This window comes from Enterovibrio qingdaonensis, assembly GCF_028683135.1.
GTDB lineage: Bacteria > Pseudomonadota > Gammaproteobacteria > Enterobacterales > Vibrionaceae > Enterovibrio > Enterovibrio qingdaonensis.
The window spans coordinates 463543-487611 of sequence record NZ_JAJUBB010000001.1 but is presented as its reverse complement, the minus strand read 5'-3'; the positions used below and the strand labels follow the sequence as shown (position 1 = coordinate 487611).

The 24069-nt window shown below is 46.2% G+C and carries 19 protein-coding genes; 11 read left to right on the top strand and 8 right to left on the bottom strand.

Annotated features, from left to right (window positions below; translation table 11 throughout):
* Nucleotides 1-43 precede the first annotated feature (43 nt).
* From LRP49_RS02185 to LRP49_RS02175, 3 genes are all read left to right on the top strand, one after another.
* The gene (locus LRP49_RS02185) at nucleotides 44-613 is read left to right on the top strand and encodes a hypothetical protein (protein WP_274139867.1); all 570 of its coding nucleotides are present in this window, start codon (nucleotides 44-46) and stop codon (nucleotides 611-613) included.
* Nucleotides 600-2111, top strand: coding sequence for a hypothetical protein (locus LRP49_RS02180; RefSeq protein ID WP_274139865.1), 1512 nt, complete (start codon nucleotides 600-602; stop codon nucleotides 2109-2111). The genes LRP49_RS02185 and LRP49_RS02180 overlap by 14 nt, the downstream gene beginning before the upstream one ends.
* A gap of 573 nt (nucleotides 2112-2684) precedes the next feature.
* Nucleotides 2685-5312, top strand: a complete 2628-nt coding sequence (locus tag LRP49_RS02175) for a hypothetical protein (protein ID WP_274139864.1) — start codon at nucleotides 2685-2687, stop codon at nucleotides 5310-5312.
* A gap of 101 nt (nucleotides 5313-5413) precedes the next feature.
* Here LRP49_RS02175 and LRP49_RS02170 read toward each other — a convergent pair whose 3' ends face one another.
* Together LRP49_RS02170 and speG are read right to left on the bottom strand one after the other, a co-directional pair.
* The gene (locus LRP49_RS02170) at nucleotides 5414-6406 is read right to left on the bottom strand and encodes a patatin-like phospholipase family protein (RefSeq protein ID WP_274139863.1); all 993 of its coding nucleotides are present in this window, start codon (nucleotides 6404-6406) and stop codon (nucleotides 5414-5416) included.
* A 290-nt stretch (nucleotides 6407-6696) separates the two neighbouring features.
* Nucleotides 6697-7224 carry a spermidine N1-acetyltransferase gene (gene speG, locus LRP49_RS02165; protein WP_274139862.1) on the bottom strand — a complete coding sequence of 176 codons (528 nt, stop codon included), beginning with the start codon at nucleotides 7222-7224 and terminating at the stop codon, nucleotides 6697-6699.
* 359 nt (nucleotides 7225-7583) lie between these two features.
* Here speG and LRP49_RS02160 point away from each other — a divergent pair, with 359 nt between their 5' ends.
* The gene (locus LRP49_RS02160; RefSeq protein WP_274139860.1) at nucleotides 7584-9278 is read left to right on the top strand and encodes an RluA family pseudouridine synthase; all 1695 of its coding nucleotides are present in this window, start codon (nucleotides 7584-7586) and stop codon (nucleotides 9276-9278) included.
* Nucleotides 9279-9302: 24 nt separating this feature from the next.
* Here the strand turns inward: LRP49_RS02160 and LRP49_RS02155 are convergent, their stop codons facing one another.
* From LRP49_RS02155 to LRP49_RS02145, 3 genes are all read right to left on the bottom strand, one after another.
* Nucleotides 9303-10688: a methyl-accepting chemotaxis protein gene (locus tag LRP49_RS02155; RefSeq protein ID WP_274139859.1), complete on the bottom strand. Its 1386-nt coding sequence runs from the start codon at nucleotides 10686-10688 to the stop codon at nucleotides 9303-9305.
* Between the two features lie 4 nt (nucleotides 10689-10692).
* The gene (locus LRP49_RS02150) at nucleotides 10693-11835 is read right to left on the bottom strand and encodes an ABC transporter substrate-binding protein (RefSeq protein WP_274139858.1); all 1143 of its coding nucleotides are present in this window, start codon (nucleotides 11833-11835) and stop codon (nucleotides 10693-10695) included.
* Between the two features lie 110 nt (nucleotides 11836-11945).
* On the bottom strand, nucleotides 11946-12968 hold the full coding sequence (locus tag LRP49_RS02145; protein WP_274139857.1) for a helix-turn-helix domain-containing protein: 1023 nt from the start codon (nucleotides 12966-12968) through the stop codon (nucleotides 11946-11948).
* A gap of 262 nt (nucleotides 12969-13230) precedes the next feature.
* On the opposite strand from LRP49_RS02145, the gene pepT reads away from it, so the two are divergent.
* The 6 genes from pepT (at nucleotide 13231) to LRP49_RS02115 (ending at nucleotide 20037) form a co-directional block, all read left to right on the top strand.
* Complete coding sequence (gene pepT / locus LRP49_RS02140) at nucleotides 13231-14481, top strand: peptidase T (RefSeq protein WP_274139855.1); 1251 nt, start codon at nucleotides 13231-13233, stop codon at nucleotides 14479-14481.
* Nucleotides 14481-15845 carry a C4-dicarboxylate transporter DcuC gene (gene dcuC, locus LRP49_RS02135; protein ID WP_274139853.1) on the top strand — a complete coding sequence of 455 codons (1365 nt, stop codon included), beginning with the start codon at nucleotides 14481-14483 and terminating at the stop codon, nucleotides 15843-15845. The genes pepT and dcuC overlap by 1 nt, the downstream gene beginning before the upstream one ends.
* A gap of 210 nt (nucleotides 15846-16055) precedes the next feature.
* Nucleotides 16056-16748, top strand: a complete 693-nt coding sequence (locus LRP49_RS02130; RefSeq protein WP_274139852.1) for a hypothetical protein — start codon at nucleotides 16056-16058, stop codon at nucleotides 16746-16748.
* A 4-nt stretch (nucleotides 16749-16752) separates the two neighbouring features.
* A complete protein-coding gene (locus tag LRP49_RS02125; RefSeq protein WP_274139851.1) occupies nucleotides 16753-17232 on the top strand; it encodes a hypothetical protein in 480 nt (159 codons plus the stop codon).
* 42 nt (nucleotides 17233-17274) lie between these two features.
* Nucleotides 17275-18570: a hypothetical protein gene (locus LRP49_RS02120; protein ID WP_274139850.1), complete on the top strand. Its 1296-nt coding sequence runs from the start codon at nucleotides 17275-17277 to the stop codon at nucleotides 18568-18570.
* 15 nt (nucleotides 18571-18585) lie between these two features.
* Complete coding sequence (locus LRP49_RS02115) at nucleotides 18586-20037, top strand: OmpA family protein (RefSeq protein WP_274139849.1); 1452 nt, start codon at nucleotides 18586-18588, stop codon at nucleotides 20035-20037.
* Nucleotides 20038-20082: 45 nt separating this feature from the next.
* On the opposite strand, the gene LRP49_RS02110 is transcribed toward LRP49_RS02115, so the two are convergent.
* Together LRP49_RS02110 and LRP49_RS02105 are read right to left on the bottom strand one after the other, a co-directional pair.
* Complete coding sequence (locus LRP49_RS02110; RefSeq protein ID WP_274139848.1) at nucleotides 20083-21081, bottom strand: LacI family DNA-binding transcriptional regulator; 999 nt, start codon at nucleotides 21079-21081, stop codon at nucleotides 20083-20085.
* 303 nt (nucleotides 21082-21384) lie between these two features.
* Nucleotides 21385-21891, bottom strand: a complete 507-nt coding sequence (locus LRP49_RS02105) for a 2-thiouracil desulfurase family protein (RefSeq protein WP_274139847.1) — start codon at nucleotides 21889-21891, stop codon at nucleotides 21385-21387.
* 198 nt (nucleotides 21892-22089) lie between these two features.
* Here LRP49_RS02105 and LRP49_RS02100 point away from each other — a divergent pair, with 198 nt between their 5' ends.
* Nucleotides 22090-22977: an alpha/beta fold hydrolase gene (locus tag LRP49_RS02100; RefSeq protein ID WP_274139845.1), complete on the top strand. Its 888-nt coding sequence runs from the start codon at nucleotides 22090-22092 to the stop codon at nucleotides 22975-22977.
* Between the two features lie 27 nt (nucleotides 22978-23004).
* Here LRP49_RS02100 and speB read toward each other — a convergent pair whose 3' ends face one another.
* Nucleotides 23005-23919 (bottom strand): agmatinase, encoded by a 915-nt coding sequence (speB, locus tag LRP49_RS02095; protein WP_274139844.1) that lies wholly within the window; start codon nucleotides 23917-23919, stop codon nucleotides 23005-23007.
* Nucleotides 23920-24069 lie beyond the last annotated feature (150 nt).

Here is a 24069-nt window from a genome sequence, read left to right as displayed (position 1 = left end):
TCGATAAATTAGATGGATACAATAGCCATAAGAAGTTGTTTAAATGAAACGGATTTCATTACTTCCCTTGCTTATTGTGTTCCTATCGGGATGCAATAGTGAAGATTCTCCCTCAACCAATTCGCCAGATTCTCCTCCATCAGTACCGCCTCAGGCGGTGTCGTTAGCTGACAGCGTGAAGAAGGAATTGGAACTGTCTTATTCGCGCAATGAACCCCAACTGGACAGGACTTCAAGCCTTGAAGGTAAAGACGAAGATGGTAATGGAGTGCGAGATGATATTGATTTAATTATCGCCGATACCAACGCAGACGACGCAGTGAAAAAGGCTCTCACACAGACAGCCAAAGCGTTGCAAGATGAAATGAAGGTGGATTGGGATAGCTTAAGTGAAACGGAAGCTAAAGATGCAATAAGAGAACTCTCCAGTACCAGTGTAAAGTCCCATCAATGTATGGCTGAGACGCTAGGGTCGGGCTTTTCACGAACATCAAAAACGCTCCAAGCATTAACGTTTAACACCAAAGCGCGAACACTGCATTACCTGAAAGGCAATAACGTCGCAGATGGAATGGCCTTTAGTATTGGGGATCATGATAATGCATGTGAATAGATGGGTTAGCGTTCTCCTGATTTTCTGTTCCGTTTCTTCATTTCAAGTGCGCGCTGCCAATACGAATACTTGTCAGAATGAAGACTATGCTGTGGTGTTCTTTAATGGTGTTTTGACGGACAGGTTTGAAGCGGAAATCAATGTAAGAGAAACGAAATATGCACTGGGTCATGGGACCCAATATAACCAAGAAGATCTGCGATACGTGCTTGCTTATAACCAAAGTGGAAAAGCGAACGGTTTTGTCAGCGCGTTGGAAGACTTTGCTGAAACCTTTGAGCAGCGCTCTGCCGAATACGATCAAATTCTTTCAGAACGTTGGGAGCTTTTTTGGGCGATTTTACGTGGCGAGCAGTCTTCGGGGTTCTTTGACTACCTTGGTGATGTGCTTGCAGGATACTTCAAGCTTTTGCAAGCCGCACTGAGTGAACAGCGTCATGATGTCATCACGCAACTACTGAGTTTCCTCTACAACAATCAAGCTGATCTCCAAACCACGCAAGAGCATCAAGCGATATTAGATTCCTTGATGTGGAGAGGAAACAAAATGGTGCTGGTGGCACATTCCCAAGGCAACCTTTATATGAACAAAGCGTATGAGCATGCGATTAATGTTAAAGCATATTCCTCCGCAGACGCCGTGAAAGCACTTCATATTGCGCCAGCTTCTCCCATACTCAACGGCAATCACATTCTCTCTGATGCAGACTACGTGATCACGTCATTAGATCTCTTCACGGGCTGGAATATAAACACCAATTTTCATTGGCCATCTCATGTCGACAAGCTTGATCCTGTGGGTCATAACTACGTCGACATCTACTTAAATGCGCCGTCAGGTTTGAGGGGCAGAGTCATTGCTGCCATTAATGCTGAACTGCTGAGTGTCACTAAACCTGACATGAAAGAATTTTTAGTGGAAGTAAAACTCACGCCGAAATTTAACCTGCAAAAATACTATAGTGCGTCTGTTCAACTCACGGATTATCAGCAAAAGCTTTATACGGCAGGTTACGATAATTATGATCCCAATAATCCCCCGGACTACTTAGCGATGAAAGTAGATGGCAGTGCATCAAACCAAGACTTGGCCCCGACGGAAATTAATGGCGACCCGTATAAAGGGTATCGGGTAGAAAATTGTGGTGAAGAAGATGAGCAGGACTGGCTGAAGCATGGCAGTTATATGCTGACCGTAGAATACCCCTTTGATAAAGGTGAGCCTTTGAGGTTAAACGGTGCGCCACAACCTGGTACTGAAATTGAAGTGACGGATAGATTTGGTGAAAAACTCAAGCTGAGGGATTCGCTGTTCCCAGGCAACACAGGTAGTACTAGCGGGCACTATATGGCGTGTGTAGACATGGGGCTCAGGAATGTGGTGTCGTTGGATCAAGATGACTACAAACCCTACATCAAGTTGTTCAGACAGCTCAAAATTCAAATGCCCTCCAAGCTGAAAATTGAAGAAATTTGGCCCTTTTGCCTCCCACACTAACGTTTGTGTATGAAGCCGTATATTTCAGACAAAGAAATATACGGCTTTTCTAACGTACCAGCCCAAGAGTGAGGCGAGTATTTATTTATGCATTAAATGCGCATTTATGTGCATAAAAGTATGAATTCATATGCCGATGATGATTATGCTGTTTTTCTGGGCATTTTTACCTTTTATGGGAAATTTATTTCATAAATGAATCAACAAATAGACTGCCTATCGCTATTGCAACGTCTCCTCATCCTTTAGTCATGCTTTCACTTTTATTTACGTCACTCCTATCTCATGCCTTTTCGCCATTGGTAGGGTAAGAGTCTGATAAAAAAACATCAAAAAGAAAAAATGTATCAGTAATGAGAAAGACCTGCCTAGGGGTAAGGAAATATGCTCTAGCAAGCACCACTACTCATTGGAAAGTTTGTGTAACCACTTTCTGGAAAGCTTGTGTCCGAAGAAGACAACACTTTTTAAGTAAATAGAAAGTTGAGTTGAATGACCAAACGTTACTTCAAAGGCGCATTGGGTGGGGTACTTGCATCAACCACATATTATGGACGATAGGTATATTTCCCGATGAAAAAATCTTTGATTTCAATTGCAGTCCTAGCCGGCGCGCTTACGTCAATGCAAGCGATGGCAAACTGTGCAGGTAACGTTTATTCAATGAATGCTGGTCGTAACCACATTGGCCTTCTTTTAGATGTCCAAGAGCTGGATAAGATGACGGGCATTTACACGTCGGATGCGGTGAATCGTACTACGTATCACTCGCGCGCAAAATTTAGCGGGCCTGCGATGTCGTATAACCCTATTACAGATCGCCTCTACTACACCAATTCAACGCAACCTACTGCGTTTCATGTTGCCGTTCCAGAAAGTGATTTTACGGAAGAGGAGTTTGCGGGACTTGATCTTCACGGCAAAACGCTCAAGCAATACCAGCTTGCCTACATGGACCCAAAGACAGGAACACACTCTATTGGGCCCACAGTAAACAAACAAATCTTGCGCATGGCGTTTCACCCGGATACGGGGGAGCTGTTTGCATCAGATGCTATGAACATTTTCAAAATCGATCCTGATACAGGCGATACCACTCAAATAGGTAGCTTTGATAACAATCTGCGATTTGGTGGCTTTACCAGTTGGGGAGCGTTCATATTTTATGAAGGCGACCTTTTGTATGTCACTAATAATCGAACTTTCAAAATCAACACGACCACGGGTGCTCAAACGTTATTGGCGTTTCACTATATCGACTTCTTAACAGCTGCGACGTTAGATCAGAACGGGCAAATGTTGGTTGCTGCGAAAAATCAAAATGTATCTGGAAACGTAAACAGTAACTGGCTGTTCCGACTCAATCCAACTACTGGTGAGAAAAAACCTGTTGGCCTTTTCCCGAGCAGGATCACCGCAATGGGAACAGTAACGTCTGAGGATCACACCTGTTATCCTAAAACTGTTTTCCCAAGCGAGCTAAATCCGGAAGTTACGGGCATCACGCTCGCTTCTGCGTCGGTGACTGAAGGTTCAATTGCCAATGCGACAGTAAACTTTGATCGTGAAACGACAAGCACGACGGCGACACTCAGTTTGTCTCTTACCGACGGTACAGCGGCGCTTAACAGCGACTATCTCAACACCGTCACGCTGCATTACTCAGACGGCACAACAGGCAGTGCTGCAATATCTTCAACTCTGACAAAAATCACCTTGCCGAAAGGCATCACGTCGGTACGCATCGCTATTTCTACCGTAAACGATAGCACAGCGGAAAATAGCGAGACCTTCACCATCAATGCGTGGGCGAAAGATGACAAGAGTGACCTTAGCAGTGCCACGATTGTTATCGCTGACGACGATGGTTCAGGTACTGGTACTAAGCAGTTGGAAGGAAGTGGCAATAATACCCCCGATGACTCCTCGTATGTGACCACCACCAATCCAGATGGCAGCTACACGGTCGTTTGGCGCGGATGGGATAGTAACTACCACGGGAATAACAGAGTCTACCTACAAAGCTTTAACGCAGACGGTACGCTCAAAGGTGACGAGTTAACGTTCGGCACCAGGCAGAAAATAGAATCACCTCAGATCACCATGCTGAACGATAAAGGCGACATGTTGGCGACGTGGACGGGTTACAACAACAGCACTAGCCTTGCCGTACATTCCTATGCTCAGGTTATTTATGCAAACCCTAGCGAGCATAATGGTGCAACGATGGGGCCAGTGATGGATCTGGGGCCATCCGCACTCAGATCGGTCACCTCTGCGCATTCGGGCAATACCAGCGTGGTCGTTTGGGCAAACAATTTCACACTGTACATGCAATTACTGGATATTAATGGCGATAAAGTGGGTGGTGCTCAGTCGATTGGCTCAATTTCTGCCAACTCAAATGGCTACCCAATTGTCTCTGCTCCAGAAATCAATGTATTAGATAATGGCAACTACACCATCTCATGGCGTCACGGTTCGACAGGCACGGGCACTAACATCATGATGCTGTCTTCAGCGGGCAGTAAAATTGGCAGTACGCATACTCTCAATATCGGTGGTACAGATGGTAACGCGGATAAAGAGACGAATGTGGTCAGTATTGGTAACAGTAAATACGCAGTGGTTGGCGCATCGGGTGGGGTCGTCAAAATGGCCTTGATGGATGCGACCAATAACCAGCCAGTAAGCAATTCAATTAAGACCCTAAGTGTATCTGGCACCACCGCCAACGATATGCCATCGATCACACCGATTGGGACAGACGGTAAGTTTGTTGTCGTTTGGCGTGGCATTGAAAGCAATGAATGGCACACCTACATTCAGCACTTCGGCGCAGATGGTAACGCCACCGGTGCAGTTGAAAAATTCTTAGCGACGGGTGGGCATGGCCCCGCGAAAGTTGTTGGTGTAGGTACTGCTGGGGACTACGTGATTGTTTGGGCTGCAATCGCCAGCAATGGCCGATATGAAGTTCGCGTTCAGAAATACAATGCTGGTGGTGACAAAATCGGCAAGCAATTGGCCTTCACAGGGCAAGATAACACCGACAATAGTCTGAACTTCGATATCACACCAGTGGGTAACAAAGGTGCCTTTGCCATCACGTTTGACGGTAAAGATTCGGCAGAAAATGGCAGTGACAGATCAATTTATGTCATCCAAGTTGACGAATACGGCAGCGTGATTCAGCCATAGAGGTAACTTATTGGTATAACCAATTCAAAATTGCAGGTTATGCATAGTTAAAAAGCCAGCAGTCAGGGACTGCTGGCTTTTTATTTCTACGTTTCCAATTATCAAGATGGCTTCTTGTTGAACTCGGCGTCGTTGTCTCTCCAGTCAAAGTACGCATTAACGCCGCGTTCTCCGCTTTCCAACAGCGCGTTGATTTTTTCACGGCTAAGGTCGAAATCCGTGGTGGTGACATCTAACGAGTCAATGAATATTGTGCGGTTCCAATCGTTTTTATGCAGATGCCTTTTGTTTGCCGCTGAACGCATAAAGCCAATCATTGCGACTGCATAGTTCAAAATGTTGTCGATATCTTTCGGTACGTTCGACCAATTGTTTTTATTGGCGGCAATCTCGTCCTTTGCATCCAGCCTAAAACCTAACGTTTCGTGATTGAATTCATAGCCGTCACTTGTGTTGTAGGTAACCTTCTCTCCATTGTCTGGGTTGGATAAATAGGATTCGTGGTCAAAAATGTTTACTGGGTAGTTCCAAGTCACGCCACCGTCGACCATGATGTCTTTATCTGAACCATAACGTACGCATTTGAAATACAAAGGAATGCTCATAGACATTCTTACTGCATCTCTGACCGCAACATCGGGTGTGGTTTTGTGCGAGAAGACTTCTGCAACTTGGTCGGATAGGTTGGTAACGACAAGATAGAGCTCTTTACTATTGCTCTTGGTTTGTAGCTCTCTGAATGTCAGATCTTTCTTTCCCGTTTTGTTTCGAATCAGGTTGCCTATCCAGCGACGAAACACTTCTCCTTCGTGCCAACCAAAGTCATTCAAAAACCGATTGGCGTCTCGGACAACCCCCAAACTATCATCAGCGAAATCGTTAAAGTTTGTTTCTGCGACGATATCGGATACTTCCTTATAGTTATATCCCACAGCAAGCAGAACAGCGGTAATGGCACCTGCTGACGCTCCAGCAACTCGCTCAATACCGGACAGGATACCTCGATGTTCCAATTCTTTGAGGGCACCACCATAGGCAATACCTTTAACGCCCCCACCTTCAAATACCAGATTTCGAAACGTGTAATTAGCCATACTAACTCCAGATATTATAAGAATATAAACTCCATGGAATTTGTTCACCCACGTGAAGCTGCTTGAAACTGATACATTTCGCTAGGTGAATTTTTCGAATGGAGCAGTGTGTAAGTTTGAGAAAGAGGTGAGGTGGCAAGTGAATCAGATTTAGGAAATAGGATATACCTAGGCGTCTTCAAGTTGTTTAGGGATAGGAATTGGAATGTTTTTAAGGGAGAGTGAATAGACTGATGTTATCTAAGTCATTAAAAAAGGGCTTCTCAATGGGGAAGCCCTTCTACAATGCTTTATTTCTTTGCGCGATTTTTAAGGTACGTATCTTGTAGAATGTACATGCGCTTAATATCGCAATATTCGCCGTTTACGAATATCTCTTGGACTAAATGCCCTTCTTCAACAAAGCCGCAATCCTCATAGAGGTGAATCGCTTTTTCGTTATGCACTGACACGCTCAAGTACACTTTGTGTAGGTTTAGAATCGTGAAAGCATAGTTGAGTGCTTTGTTGATCAGTGTACGTGCGTAACCACAGCCTTGATAATCAGGGGCAATGATAATTTGGAATTCAGCGTTGCGGTGAATGGAGTTGATTTCTACCAACTCAACCAAGCCAACAGATTGTTTTTCACCATTTTCAGCGATAAAGCGACGCTCGTTGCTGTCGTGGATGTGCTTGCGGAACAACTCTTCCAGTTCGTAATAAGACTCATACGGCTCTTCGAACCAATATGACATGATTGAACGGTTGTTGTTCAGTTGGTGAATAAAGCGAAGGTCGGTTTGCTCAAGAGCGCGTAATCGGATTTCATTATCCATGTTACTTTCCATTAACAAGTAAAAATAGTGCCCATGCCACAATAAGTAGTGGCTTATGCTGGGTTGAGAATATAGCTCTATTGTTAGCAGCAGGAAATAAATATTTTAACGTTTCGTTCGCACTGAAAGTTTACTGAGCTGAATCTGTGCAATTCAGCAACAATCGCCAATGGTGAATGGCGGATTTGCAGGGCAAATTGTCGAATAAATGCGTTTTTTCGGAACCTGATTTTGCTCTCACTCCCAGTGATTGGCACGTCGAAAGGAAAAGTCTGTTTTGCGACTGGGCACCGAGGTGGAATTCCTCGTTTAAACAGGTAAAATCGCGCCTCCTTTTGTGTCGCTGATAGAATTTAACCATGCACCAACCAGACGAATTGTTTACCCGTTTCCATGCCACTATCGATCAATTCGAGCTGCCGAGTGCGTTTACGTTTCCATTTTACTATCAGCCGCATCCGCTTTGCGTCCTCGCCGCACAAGAACTGCAGCATCACCTGATCACACAATCCGATTGGCAACACGATTTCGGGCTGACAGACACACATGAACCTGCTGCGAACTCAGGGACAGGGAAAATGTTTGGTGTGCTGTTAGTGCGGTCGCCAAACGGTGAACTAGGCTATTTCAGTGCATTCTCGGGAAAAATAGCGGAACAAAATTTATTGACGCATTTTGTGCCCCCTGTGTTTGATATGTTGGCTGAAGAGTGCTTTTTCCAACAGGAATTGGAGAGCATAACGAGGCTCAATACCAAAGTGAAAACGCTCACTGCGGACCCATTGGTATCAGAGCTAACTGCACAGTTGGCACAACAGAAAAACAATTACACAATGCTGGAACAGCAGCATCGTCAATCTATGATTGAGGGACGCGCAGCACGCAAAGAGCAGCGCCAACAGGCGGAGTCAACGCTGACCGGTGAGGCGTTAGCACAAGCCTTAGGTGATTTAGCCAAGCAAAGCGTGGCTGAAAAGAATGTGCTCAAATACCTGAAATTGGAGTGGGACGAAAAAATCGACCAGATCCAATCTGCTTTAACTGCGTTGACGAGTGAAATTGCACTGGCGAAGCAAGAACGTAAAACACTGTCCAATGCCCTTCAAAACAAGCTGTTTGAGCAATATTGCTTCCTCAACGCGCGTGGAGAGGAAAAGTCGCTCACAGACATCTTTGCACCCACGACAAACCCTGTGCCGCCAGCAGGCGCGGGAGAGTGTGCCGCACCCAAGTTGCTCCATTACGCGTATAAACACGGTTTTACGCCTCTCGCGATGGCCGAGTTTTGGTGGGGAGTATCTCCTAAATCAGAAGTGCGCCAACACAAAAAGTTCTACCCCTCTTGCCATGGGAAATGTAATCCAATTCTGAATCATATGCTGGAAGGGTTAGACGTAGACCCGAATCCTCTTGAAATGAACTGGGGTGAAGACAAAACGTTAGAGGTTATCTATCAAGATGAGGCCATTGTTGTGGTCAACAAGCCTTCTGGCCTGCTCTCTGTTCCGGGGAAAACCATAAAAGATTCGGCTTACACGCGTGTGCAAGCTTTGTTCCCAAATGTTGAAGGGCCTTTTGTGCTGCACCGATTAGATATGGCGACATCCGGGTTGTTGGTCTTTGCCCTGACAAGGCGTGCGAACAAGAGTTTGCAAAAGCAGTTTATAACGCGTGGGGTAGAAAAGCGGTACATTGCGACGGTGGAAGGCATTGTCGAACAGTCAGAAGGTGAAATTAATTTGCCAATGCGTGGTGACCCAGATGATAGGCCACGCCAGTTGGTTTGTTTTGAACACGGTAAACCGGCGACGACATATTGGCAGGTGATTCGCGTTGAAGCGGGCCGAAGTAAGCTACATATGTACCCGAAAACGGGTCGCACACATCAACTGCGTGTGCATTGTGCTCATTACATGGGGCTGAACATGCCGATGGTCGGTGACAGTTTATACGGCGAAAAAGACACGCGTTTGCATCTACACGCAGAACAACTGTCGTTTGACCACCCTTACACGCATGAACGCATGACGTTCAGTGCTGAATGTGATTTTTAAGACCGTATGAAGCACCGCGGGAAATCATGATGCTTTCCTGCTCCCTTTGATGAGGTCTTTAATGGTATCTGTCACTTCCTTGAGTTTTTGGCTTTGTTCCTTATAACTCATGGATACTTCAGACGTTGCGCTGGCAATTTGATGATTGTCGTTAACAATGCCAGCCATGGATTCCATCGCAGAATTGACCTGAACAATCCCTTTCATCTGTTGGTTGAAGGCTTCGCTGAATGAATCAATTTCTTTGGCTAGTCCTTCAATTTGTTCGGAAATGCTCGAAAAGCTCACCTGCGTTTGCTCTGAAAGCGATTTGCTTTCCTTCACGCGTATTTCGGTTTCTTTCACGATTTCACCGACGGTGGTCATAGAATCCTTAAGCAGCTTATCAATATCTTGTGAAGCTTGCCCTGACATGAGCGCAAGCTGACCTACCTCTTGCGCAACAACGGCAAATCCTCGGCCATGCTCGCCTGCTCTCTCTGCTTCAATAGAGGCATTGAGTGAGAGAAGCTTCGTTTGAAATACGATGTCGTGAATAACCTTGGTGTAATCAGAGATTTTCTGAATAATGACATTGATTTCTTGCAGTTGCTTATTCGAATTTTCTATCAAGACCACAGAATGTGCCATTTGATCCATGTTCTTGCTACCGGTACTACTTAGCTCCAGTGTCCCTTTTGAAACGTCTAAACAGCTCAAGACATTTTCATTGGTCCGTTTAACCATTTCGGTAATTTCTGAAATGGCAGAGACATTGGAGTCCAGTGCTGCTCGCTGTTTTTCAACGCCATAGGCAAGGTCTTCTGCCCCTTTCAATACGAGGCGAGAATTGTCTAACGCGGCATCAGATACGGTAGAGAGATCTTGTGTAATCGCAATAAGCGGCTTAGACAGTCGGGATGCCACTACATAGATGATGCCGCAGAGGAGAGCGATAATGGCGAAAAAGCAAAACAGAACAACTTTTAGGTTACGTTGCAGTGCGGCTGTCGAGTTTTTCTCGTTATAAATAATATTGAGTTTGCCAAGCAAGGTGCCATTTTGAGCCAGAATATCCTCTGAGTAGGTTTCTGCGTTGACACTGATTTCTTTGGGTTGGATTTCCGTATACGGGATCCCTTGTCCGTCGACAAATTCAATGTGGTCAATGTCATCATCTTGCATGCCGACGTTGACGAAATCTTCCAAAGCGGATAAATCGTAGTTAAGAATATATGTCGCGCTAGATTGCTTTAGAAAATTTGCTAGCGATTCAACTTTCCCCTGTTGAATTCTCGACAGCTCTGTCGCTGTCATTTGGTGAAAGAACAGAGCTGCGGCTGTCAGGAAAATCGTAATGCTGCCAATTAATGGCAGCAAAATACGATAGCGTAAAGACAGTCTGGAAAAGAGTTTTATCCACGTTGTCATACGATCACTTCATTTTTTGAATCGGAATGGCTTTGCCGTTTTCTATTTGGGTCAGATAGACATCATCTAAACCCTGACGGTCTGATTTGCCAAAATTAACCTGCAATCCGCCAAAGTCTTTGTTTTTCATTCCCTCTAGCGCACCCACAAAACCTTCTCTCGTCAATTGAGAGCCGGCTTCATTTAGTGCATCAACAATAACCATGGCATTTAAATAGCCTTCCAGTTGCGTGTAGTAGGGATTATCGACACCGTAGGCACTCAAATCCTTTTTGAAATCAGAGATGATTTTGAGTGTACTTTCATCGGGGTTCGGCATGACTTGAGATATATAACTACCGTCGCCAGAAGCACCGAGTTCAGCGATTAGTTTCTTGGTGCCGACGAAAGAAATATTAGCGAACTTGGGATAGAAGTTTTTACTGTGCGCCATCTTAATAAAGGCTCCACAGGCTTTGTATGCACCGACCATAATGACCGCATCGGGCTGTTTCGCCATGATGGTATTCAGACCTTGCTCAACATCCAGCGTGTTACGCTGGTATCTGCCTTCAGCATAGATTTTCAGACCACGCTTTCTCAGTGCGCGTTGAACGCCCGCTTTGCCTGCTGCGCCATATCCATCGTCTTGTATAAATACGGCGATTTTCTTGTAACCAAGATCATTGATGAAATGATCAACGAGTTTTTCAGTTTCATTGAAGTAACTTGCCCGGACGTTGAAGATATTCTTATTGGCGGGGTTACGAAGAAACTCTGCACCCGTGAAAGGACCGATATAAGGGATTTTTGCGCGGTTAACTTCGGGCACCACAGCTTTCGACGTTGGTGTGCCGACAAAACTAACAAGTGCAAAGACTTTGTCAGTGTAGATAAGACGTTTCGCATTTTTTGCCGCACGATCAGGTTCATAGCCATCATCAAGAGAGATGACTTTTATTTTTCGGCCGTGCACGCCACCCTGTTGATTGATTTTTTCGAAGTAGGCGAGGGTGCCTGCTTTCACGCCATTACCCAACCCAGATGCAGGGCCAGAGAGGGCATTACTCATGCCTAGCGTAATGGTTTTGTCTGTGACACCTACTTCAGCAAATGCTGAGAAGGAGAGCACCCAAATAGCCGCAATGAAGCAACGTAAGTAGTTCATTGATAATCCCTCTATCAATAAGTGAGTTATTTGTGAGTATAGAAAAGAATTCACATGTCTCATTATTGATTTAACGAAGGGGCGTTTATACGAAGTGAGTTGTCGGAGAGTTATTCGCCAGTTTGTCGATAGGCGGACGGTGTCTGCCCGGTAATCCGTGAAAACTCACGGTTGAAATTCGACTTAGTGTGAAAACCTGATTGTAGGTAGATATCAGAGATACTCTCATTGGTATTGGTGAGTAACTGTTTGGCATATTCAATTCGATATCCGTTCATGACTTTTGAAATGTTCTCTCCACACACGTGATTCACCGCTTGGGATATTAACCGTGCAGGAATCCCTAATTTTCTCGCCAATCGATTCAGGGTTAAGTCTGGGTCGAGAAATACCTGCTTTTCTTTCATCAGCACGTCGAGTTTATCGACAATGTTCTTTGCATCGATTTGGCTGAGGGTCGACGTTGCAGGTGTCGGCGGATTTAACGACGCAGTAAGATCTTCTTGATTGTTGGCTTTCGGAGGCACGCTCGCACTGACAATAACGACGGCATAAACAATCGCTGGGATGAGTATGAGATAGCTGATTGAAAGGATGAGCTTCGCGTGATCGGCGTTGTTGGCCATAAAGTCATAACTTAAGACGCCATCAATGAATGCAGAAAATAGCAGCAGTCCGCCTGCTGCACGTTCAGCGGAATTAACAGTATGGATGTTCGTTATTCTGACGCGGGCTGGAACTGAGAATGAGGTCGCGAAAAGCGCAATACCGTACCCGACATATAGGGCGATAAGGAGTATGTCGACAGCATTGAGCCATGTCCCATAGTTAAATGCGCAGACTGTAACAGCAAGCGGGCCAATAATATGAAGCCAACGTTGGCGGTGATTGCCACGTGCATTAGCAAAACATAGCCACGCTGCGATGGGGATAAGTGCGCCCGTGATGGGTTGTATGAAACGAAACAAAGGGACATCGAAACTCCACCTTAATCCGACGATGGCTGTTGCGACCGCACAAAGAAGGATAAACCAAACCGCTTTTTGCCCTGATTGAGGCAGTTTAGTTCTCACAACAATGGCAGTGAGTAGCAAGAGTAACGAAGCGATAAAAGGAAGAGGAATTGAGAGCATTCATGTTCCGTTGCGTTTAGTAATGGGATGTTGAGTGACGGGTAAATGGTAACGCGAACAGAACAAAATTCATACGTCAGGCAACAGCTTGCGAATGTGTCAGAGATGAAATAAGAACACCCTTTTAACAGGCTTGTTACCTATTGATATTATGGAAGAAATATCGATATCTTTTCAAAATAAAAGCGGCGCATATCACATTTTATTGTGAAATAGGTGCTTATATTGACGGCAATTTTTCGATGCATAGAAAGGACGCACCGTGGATATTGTTAGTCGTTTTATCCGTTACACCCAATTCAATACAACCTGCAATCGCAAGAACGCCGCTCAAGGTCAAATTCCATCATCAGACGGACAGTGGGAGCTGGCTCGTCATCTCGAAAACGAGCTGATTGAGCTCGGTCTTGAAGACGTTAACGTCAATGATAAATGCATCGTAACGGCAACTTTGCCAGCCAATACCAACCAAGATATTCCAACGGTAGCATTCTTTGGTCACTTAGATACCAGTGCCGAGCGTGACACCGACACGAATGCGCAGATTCTGCCGTACAACGGTGGTGACCTTTGTCTGAACCCAGAGCTAGGGATTTACCTGAAGCAATCAGAATTCCCTGAACTAGAAAACTACTTGGGTGACGACATCATCGTGACCGATGGTACCAGCTTGCTGGGCGCGGATGACAAAGCCGCAATTGCGGCGATCATGAACGTGCTTGCACACCTTAAAGCGAACCCTGAGATCCCTCATGGCACCATTAAAGTCGGTTTCCTACCGGACGAAGAAGTTGGCCTACGTGGTGCCAAAGCATTTGATGTTGAGGCGTTTGGAGCAGATTTTGCCTACACGTTGGATTGCTGTGCGATCGGCGACATGGTGTATGAAAACTGGAATGCTGGCGATGTGAAAGTGGTTTTCCACGGACAGTCTGCACACCCAATGTCGGCGAAAGGAAAGCTAAAGAACTCGTTGCTGATGGCACACAAATTCATCGCTATGCTGCCAGGTGGTGAAGCACCTCAATATACCGAAGGCCGCGAAGGCTACTATTGGGTGAAAGAGCTGCATGGAAGCAGTGCTGAAACCGTGTTGACCATTGATATTCGTGACTTTACTGAAGAGGGTTACGAACAACGCAAAGTGTTCATGAAGGCGATGGAGGCGAGTTGCAATGCACTTTGGGGTGAAGGCAGCGTGACGCTGACGGTGTCTGACCGTTACTCCAACGTTGAAAACAGTCTGAAAGGTGAAAACCGTTACCCGATTGATATTGCGAAAGCGGCCTATGCGCAGTGTGGTATTACGCCAAACGTGATTCCAATGCGTGGTGGCTATGATGGTTCGATTCTGTCTCAAAATGGCCTGCCTTGCCCTAACTTGTTCACGGGCGCACACAACTTCCATTCCATCTATGAGTATCTGCCTGTTAAATCATTGAAGGCGGCAAGCGATGTGGTACTAGCGGTGGTTGAGCAAACACGCCGTCACTTTGATAAGAGTGCCTCATAATGATTCAGGTTTTTCTGGCACTACTCATTACTGTGATGGTTGCTCGACTGATCTTGAAAGGGTACCGCGCAGAATTGGTTTTGTTTGTCGCAGGTTTTACTCTGATGGTGGCAACGCAGCTATTGGGCGTTGGCTCTATTTTGCCGAAGAACGTTGCGTCGACAGGCCTTGAAGCACTAGACAGCTTTGAGTTCATGCGCATTTTGTTCAGCTCGCGTGCGGCTGAGTTGGGCTTGATGATCATGGCCTTGATGGGCTTTGCACAATATATGGACCATATTGGTGCCAATGCTGCGGTGGTGCGTGTGGTTACGCGTCCACTGCAACGCATGAGCTCCCCGTATATTTTGCTGTTCTTTTCTTACTTGTTCGCAAGCGGTCTTCAACTTGCCATTGGCTCAGCGACAGGCCTCGCCGTGCTGTTGATGGGAACCATGTTCCCAATCATGCTGGGGTTGGGCTTGTCAGCTGCATCCGCGGCAGGCGTTATCGCGACGTCGTTGGCGATTGCTTACACCCCAACGGCGATAGATGCTATCCGTGGCTCACAAGCAGTGAACATGGATGTTGTTGAGTATGTGGTGTACTACCAAGGGCCAGCGGCGTTAGCAACTGTGCTGGTAGTGGGTATTGCGCACATATTCTGGCAACGTCACTGTGACAAAAAAGCGAACACATTGCCGTCAAAAGCAACGATGACTTCTGCATCAGATACAGGTTCGGCGCCAGGCTATTATGCCTTGTTGCCAATGCTACCCATCATTTTTGCTGTCGGTACATCTAGCTTATTTGTTGAAGGTATCAAACTGCATATCGTGACTATCGTACTTTTCTGTATGGCAATTTGTTTGCTGGTCGAAATGGCGAGAAAGCGCGACTTTAAACAGGTTTGTGATGGCTTCAACCAGTTTCTGAGCGGCATGGGTGTTGCGTTCACCACCGTGGTTTGTTTGCTGGTGGCGGCAGGTGTGTTTGCACACGGCATCAAAACCATTGGGGCGATCGAACAGCTTATTGCGTTCTCTGAGCATGTTGGCTTGCCGCCATTTGCTATGGCGGTGGTATTTGCTGTCGTCACGTTAGCGGCTGCCATCATCATGGGCTCGGGTAACGCACCGTTCCTCGCGTTTGTAGAGCTGATCCCTCAGATTGCTGCGAGCATGGGAGCCAATGCGATAGCGATGATCTTGCCGATGCAGCAAGCCTCTCATATGGGCCGTGCTATGTCCCCGGTGTCAGGTGTTGTTATCGCCGTGGCAAGTGGTGCCAAACTTGCGCCATTTGAAGTGGTGAAACGAACCTCTGTGCCTTTACTGATTGGTTTTGTCTTCCACACTTTAGTTATTGGTCTGTTTTTCTACTGATAACGCGGATATATCCCGTATTGAAGAGCCTCAAATGAGGCTCTTTTTTATTTTCAAACCCGCTTTCGTAGATAAATCGAAAATGACGCAGTGACATCGCTTCTTTGCGTAAATTCCTCGAATGTCCAACTATTAACACATGCGCGTTATCGACCGATTATCACAGCGGCAGTATGGTTATTATTTGGGAAGCATACGCAAGGATAGCGGATGGACATTGCTTACCGCGACCTTTACTGGGGCTCGCGCTACCACCTCAAACAAAACAAGCAAGGCCAATTTTATCTCGTTGGTGTGAAGCAAAAGATCTTCTCTGTCTTTGGCATTGTCAGCCTAATCCCGTTCAGTAGTTCCATCGTCATGGCCGTTGTTTCATCGGTTAAAGGAACAGGTGATACCTATTTTTTTATCGGAACCGCCATCTTTTTTTCACTGTTAAGCTTTGTGCTTTTATCACGACGTGAACATTACATTTTCAGTCAGCATCGTGTCGCTCGTTGTTCGGGGTGGCGTGGATTGCCTCTTTCTGAAATCACCTTTTGGCCGCTATCAGATTGCACACTAACCGTCACGCCCATCGTAGAACATAAGAATGGTTGCTGGCTGGAACTGAGCGTGAAAGGAGAGCGTGTATGGCGCAATAGTGTGGGCAATTTTGAACAAACGTCAGATCTCGCCATTTTCCTTTGGCAGCAACACAAGATTGAAATCATGGACAGTGTATCTGCATGGCCCAATACCGTTCCTCTTCGCGCTTCAGCCCCGAATACGGTTAGTGAAGGGGCGAATACAGAGTGTTGGGAGTATGAGATTAAAGGTTCGCTTTGGCGCTTGATATGGGTGTTTCCAGTCACGTTTGTTGTGGCGATTGGGTTGTACTTGGTTAACGCGCTGGGGAGTTGATGTCATGACGCAGGGAGAAGAGTCGAAGAGTGGCGTGACAGAGTTTAAGTTAGGTGGAGGCATTGTTATCAAGCTGATTGGCTGTGTTTTTTTGGCGGCCTCAGCCTTTCTTGCCACCCTAGGCGCCATTGAGTCGAGCGATGACATTTTCATTTGGGCAGTGTGGACGGCGTTTGGTTGGCACCTGACCTTCCTAAAGCATGGCATGGTGATTGACCGAAATAGACGTCGTTTCATCCGCCAAATTTCCAGTCTGTTCCCCATCTATAAATTTGAAGCGAACCTCGATGCTATTCGAGGTTTCGCGGTCTCAAGGGCACTGCTAGGACGAGATCGCTATGGCAGGAAAGTGTTTGAGTTAACCGTACTGTTTGATTCAGGAAAGCGGCAGAAACTGATTGCCGGCAGCAAACAAGAACTCATTGAGCGTGGTAAGGACATCGCCAAATTGTGCGACAAGCCGTTTCATATTGATGAAGCGTGATACGTAAGAAAAGCATGAAAACAACAAGTGATGGAGTGTTATATGGCTAGGAACTGTTTGAAGAGTTCAAACAAGGCGGTTGGGTTAGGTGAGATTTTACTGTGTTGTTTTTTGTCGTTTTCATCGTTGAATGTTTCCGCCGATGCGAACATCGAGCAGGTTCTCGACGCCACAGAAGCACTCAATGACAACACGGAAGAGATACTGGCAGATGCGGAAAAAAACGTAGAAGAATTTGGCGCGATTCTAAACAAGATGGAAGAGGTACAGAACCGTACAGAGTCGGCCTTAGCGGCCATTCGAAGTGTTGATTTCGGTAAAATGGCATCGCTCGCGCACGACAATGCAAGGCTTGGGAACTTGTATATTGCGGAATATCAGACGTATTTAAATCAGGTGGGTGAAGAGTCTACCTGTTATCGCCCCCAAGTCATTGGTGAGTTTAGGGATACGGTCTCAAAATTAAAGGATTATGCGAATAGGATTCCGCAGTTAAAAGCCGTAGGCACTGAAGAAGATGCCTTGCTTTCTATCATGGAACTTGGCTTTAAGAGCGGCAGCTTTTTTGCAGTACCAAGCATGTTTGCTGTGCAGACACTCTGTGTCGTGGGGGATGCCGAGCCTATCTTTGAACAATTCAATGCGATGGAAGGCGATGTTGTAGCTGGCTTCCTCGCTCATGCGATGAAGGGGGAGGGGTTTGAAGATGGCGACATCCCCCCTCTGCCAGAAGACATGATGGAAATGTACGAAGAAGACATGATGGAGATGCACGAAGAAGAGGATGATGCATGGGAACCCGTTCCTTCACGCCCTATCAGCGAAATTACGTTTTCTGACCCTAATATCGAAACCTGTGTAAAGCAATCTGCTGAGATGTTTGAAGCGCAAATGACCGATGAGTTGCCGGAGGTCGTTTGTGAGCTTCAGAATGGAGCAGCGATTGTGTTAGATGATTTGGCGCAGTTTCAGGAACTCAAGCAAGTTGTTCTCGCCGGAGCAACCATTCATTCTCTAGCACCGCTAAGTGGGTTGCCGTACCTCAATTATGTCGTGATCGAAAACAGTGTACTTTCATCGGTTGGCGATGTGTCGAGATTGGGTGGAGCACTCCTTCTGTCAAATACCGCGGTAACGGGGTGGAGTGATTTTGCTGATTCTCGCCTCGACACCCTCAATATTGAGCAGCCCAAAGATTGTCGAAGCTTGTCCACGTTTCTACAAAATGATTCCTTGATCGTGACGTTCCTAGGGACAGGGCAGTTTGAAACTATTGGTGATATTGATGGTAACGGCATGCGAGTGGTGACGGAATGCACCAAAGACAGTGTGTTTTAAGGGAGATGCAGAATAATGAAAATGAAAACCTTTTTATCCGCAAGCCTACTGGCAACTGCTGTATTCTCCGTGGCGAGTGCGCAAGCCTCCGATCTTTTTAGCCCACTACCTGATGCCAAAGAGTCAAAGGAAGGGTCACGTCATTACACGCGCATTCCTATCATCGTCGGGAGTGAAAATGGGAAATTAGTTACTGAGGAGGTTGGTGGACGCTTAAAGCGGTATGCTTATGAACTTCCTCCTTCATACGAACCCTTTCATCTTATTAACAACTACCGTGCTCAGGTTAACATGTTAGGAGGGGAGATTTTATTTAGTTGTGAAGGTGAGGAAAAGTGTGGTGATACCAAGCGACAGATTTGGCCAGTGATTAAGCCGGTTGATAGCATATCTAGAGATGATCCAGCAATACTGGTCGCCCGCATACCGTCAGAAACAAAGCCTGTTATTGCCACAATCTTTTCCGTGACTAGGAAGAAGAAGACCGCATTGCAAGTAGATGTACTGGAAGAAATTCCCGAGCCGCTGGATTTGGTCATAGTGGATGAGAAATACCTCAACAGTGCCCCTGAAGTCATTACCTTTAAAGACTTGAGCCACAAGGATAAGAGGGGAAGTGCTGATCATCCGATGATTAAACGGCTACCCGGAGCTTGGATTCAAGATTATACCCAACATGGCTATGGAGAGACGTTGCTACTTACTGGCTTCGATAAAAAAAAGCCAATTATTACTCAGCAAGCAGGGAAGGTAACGGACATTGGCTATAACTTACCGCGACAATATTCAGAGTATGAAGTGTTTGCCAACTACCATGCAGCCCTAACCAAGCTCGGTTTTAAACCCAGTTTCCGTTGTAAAGGCAAAGAAGGATGCGGGAAAGAAAGTGAGTTCAATGGAAAACTGAAAGCGTTAATCGACATCGGGAGTGATGAGAGTCAGCACTATGGTTTATACAAACTCGAACGTCCGGAAGGGAATGTTCATGTAATGGTTTACGTGCTGGGGTATGTGAATGGGCTTTGGAGTGAGTTGCGCATCGTAGAGGAAACGCAACTCGTTGATGACAGGGTGGTCATAGATCTCGAAGGCCTCACGGACAAAATGGCACAGGAAGGGCATGTCGCACTCGATGGCCTCTTGTTTGAGTTCGACAGTGACAAAATGTTACCTGAAGCCAAACCCGTATTAGATATCCTCGCCACTTACCTCAAAGCACACCCTGACTGGGCGTTTTATGTCGTCGGGCATACTGACGACAAAGGCACTCAGTCATACAACCAAAAGCTTGCCGAAAAACGTGCCAGTGCGGTCGTCAAAACACTGGTTCAGGAGTATCAAATACCGAGAAGTCAGCTTGAAGCGAGTGGAGTAGGTGAATACGCCCCCGTTGCGAATAACCTCAATGAAGACGGTCAAAAACAAAATCGGCGGGTTGAGTTAGTGTTGAGGTCGGATAAGAAATAGCAAGTTACGCCCTTTGCCTGTTTGACAAGTTAAAGGGCGTTTCAATTAGATTTTCTTCACCGACCCTCGTTCCATCAGCGTTGGGAACAAACGCGTATTGATAGTATTAAGCGGCTTGCCTTCCAATAAATTCAGCACACCTTTCGCAGCTTCAACGGCCATGTCTTCCAGCGGGAAGTGAATCGTGGTCAGGGCAGGAGACATGTACTGGCTGTATGTGTGGTTATCAAATCCGACAATTGATATGTCTTGGCCGACTTTCAGTCCGCGGGCATGACAAACGCCATAAGCGGCGAGGGCGATGCTGTCATTGAGACAGAAAATGGCGGTAATGCCGTTGTCTCTGTCCATGAGTCGACGTATGGCTGTGTCATTGCCGTCATGGTCAAAACGGCCTTCAATCACTAAGTCTGCATCGTACTCAATACCGTATTTCGCTAGCGCGTTGCGATATCCTTGCAGACGCTCACGGCTGTCTATTTTACTCAACTGACCCGTCACACAACCGATGCGCTTATGGCCGTTTTTTATCAGGTGTTCAGTTGCAATGTATCCCCCCCACTCGTTATCCATGCAGACGCATTGGTCTGATATTTCAGGGATATAACGGTTCATTAGCATGGTGGCAGGCGTCTGTTCGACAACTTTAAGAATGTCCGCATCACTCAACATGTCTGAGGTGAGCACGAGGCCATCGATTTTCTTCATGTTCAAAAAGCGAATCGACTCTTGTTCTTCATCGTAGTTTTCGTGACCGCTAGTGATAATAAGATGGTAGTTTTTTTGCCTTACCACCTTTTCGACATGGTGCATGAGAGGGCCAAAATAAGGACCGTCGAAAGTGCCGACGAGCATTCCGATGCTGTGAGAGCGATTTGAAGCCAGTGCTTGGGCAAACGCGTTAGGCTGATAACCCAGTTTCTCGATGGCGTCGAAAACCTTTACGCGGTTTTTTTCTTTTACTGAGGTGTGTCCGTTTAGCGCGCGAGAAACGGTGGATTGCGAAACGTTAGCGAGTTCTGCAACTTCTTTTATAGTGATCACGGTAGTGTCCTTTACCTCGTCTGCCAGAGCGAACATAGCGTACTTTCATACTATGGCAGCTTTCTTGAAAGTGCTTTCTTAAGTAACCCCTAAAACAACGTAAAGACTGAACTGTTTACAGTGACTATTTGTATGACGCTAGAGGGCCGATGCTTCAATATATAAACGTTTAAAACTTTCGTTTACTACTGTATTAAGTTTTGCCACGAACTGAAAAATTTTTCCATTCAGAAAGCGTTTTCAAAAGTAGTAAATGATTGCAGATTAACATTTTTGATACTGGTTTTCTTTTTTGAGGCAGGCTTACTCATGATTCTCGTTTTTAGCGGGTGCCGTTAGCCGCTCTAAGAGAGTCGAGAGAGTAAACTGACTGAACACTTCTATACCCGCTCTTCGTAAAAGCGCAGTGGTAATACCTTGCCCTTCAATTTTCTGGCCTTCAAAATTGCCATTGTAAATGAGTGATGATCCGCAGGAGGGGCTTGATTCCGTCAACAAGGCATACTTGATTTTGTGTTGTTGGCACAGTGCCAGTGCTTGTTGCGCACCGGTAACAAACGCCTCGGTGACCTCGATGCCTGTTGTGTTCCTTATGACAGCAGTACCTTCTAATACCTTATCACCATCGGCTGGGAGTATTTCCGCTGGTGGACGAGGTGTTGGCAATCCACCTGCGACTTCCGGGCAGAATGCAATGAGGGTTGCGACCTCATTTAGCCTATCTAAATCACACTGTTCCAGCTTAAGGTCGCTGCCGTTATAGCGGACTTTATTTCCATATAGGCAAGCGCTGATAAGAATTTTTTCCATAATTCAAGTCTTTAACTGTTATGAGTAGCGGCGAATGCTACCACTGATGGCTGTTAAACCGCACGAAACTAAACAATTTCAGGGTGTTAAATGGTTAAAGGATGCTCAAGCATCAGACAGGATAAATTTTTTGCAGCCAAAAGTTGAGAAAATGTGAATTAAGTCAAATAATTTAAGACTCAGGAGGAGAGTCTGTTTATGTCTGAGATGCTGCAGCAATACCTGATCATCAATAATCGTGAAATCCATGTTCGCACTTGGAATCCTGAAGGTGGAGAAACCATCTTCTGCTGGCATGGTCTAGCGCGTAATAGCATCGATTTTGTCGCTTTGGGGGATGAACTGGCCGCAAAGGGTTATCGTGTGATTGCGCCTGACACGCTTGGTAGGGGACTTTCTGAATGGGCGGAATCTCCAAGCGAAGAATATTGCTATGCCAATTATGTCGATCTCGCTGTGAAATTGATGGACTTCTACAGTTGCGACAAGGTGCATTGGGTTGGGACAAGCATGGGTGGCTTGATTGGTATTCTTCTGGCGTCACACAGCGCATTTGCAAGTCGCATCGGCTCCTTGGTATTGAATGATGTGGGACCTGAAGTGCCTAATGCTGCGTTAAAGCGTATTTTCAATTACGTAAATTCGCCTCTGTTTTTTAAACGATATAACGACATTAATCAGTACCTTCAGACGCTTTATCAACCCTTTGGTCCACATACATCCCAGCAATGGCAAACCATGATTTCAGCGTCGGTCAGGCGATTGGATAATGGGGGATACTCGACACACTACGACCCTAAAATCCTCGCGGGTTATAACCCCGATGGGCCTGCATTAAACTTGTGGCGTCAGTTTAAACGCTTGCGGCAGCCCTTGATGTTGATGCATGGCTTGCATTCAGACGTGTTAACCAAGGATATTGTGAAAAAGATGCGTGATGTTCAGCCTGATATGTTTGTAAATTACTATCTTGGATGTGGCCACGCCCCTAACATGTTCTACAAATCCTACCGAACGGATGTCGAGCACTTTATTGAAGCGCATCCGCTAGTTGAGATACAAGAGGACAAAAGAAACGCGGGATAACCCGCGTTTTTTGTTTGTTTTTAGGCACTATTTTGACGCCCAAAGGTGAAGCAGCTCGGTTGCCACGGTTGCTCCAGCTAATGCTGTCACTTCGGAATTGTCGAAGGGTGGACTAACTTCGACAACATCCATCCCCACGAGATTAATCCCTCTTAGCCCGCGTAAAATGCGTAACGCTTTGTCTGACGTAATGCCGCCAATAACTGGGGTGCCCGTGCCAGGCGCAAACGCAGGATCTAGGCAGTCGATGTCGAAGGTGATGTAAGTGGGTCTGTCACCCACCAACACTTTGACATGATTTGCGATATCGTCAGGCGTCATGTCATTGGCAGCTTCCGCACAGATAACATTGAATTCGTGATTCTGTTTGTCATAGTCAGTGCGGATACCGATTTGAACGGAAGCGGAGGCATCGATCAAGCCTTCCTTTGGCGCGTGATAAAACATGGTGCCATGGTCAAAGCGACTGCCTTGGCTGTACGTATCGGTATGCGCGTCGAAATGAATCATGGCCATTTGACCATGCTTTGCGTGATGGGCGCGAAGCAGGGGAAGGGTGATGAAATGATCCCCGCCTAACGTTAGCAAGGTTTTTCCTGACTCCAAAATTAATCCTGCCGCTTCAGCAGCCATGTTGACGAAATCCTCACTGTCGCCACATGTGAAAATTAAATCTCCACCATCCACGATGTTGCAGGTCTCTCTTAGATCGAATGGCCAAGGATATCGGTGCCCCTCCCAAGCGAGGTTGACTGAGGCACGACGAATAGCATCAGGGCCAAGACGTGCGCCTGAGCGTCCAGTTGTTGCCATGTCGTAAGGCATCCCGAGAACCACAATGTCTGCTGCGGTATCGGTGGGGTCTTTGACCATAGGAAGCCTGAGAAAAGAGTATGGATTCGCGTACAGTGAGTCATCTTTCCGGGAGAATACGTTTTCCATGTCAGCCTCGGTGTTGTTATGCCGTCTGTTTCCTCCTCTAAAAATAGCAGCAACCAGCGAGGGATATGTCTACTTTGTGCGAAGTGGCAGAAAGGGATTTGATCTCAGTATCCGGTTTGTTTTTTGTAAATAGTGAAAGGTTTTTCGGGA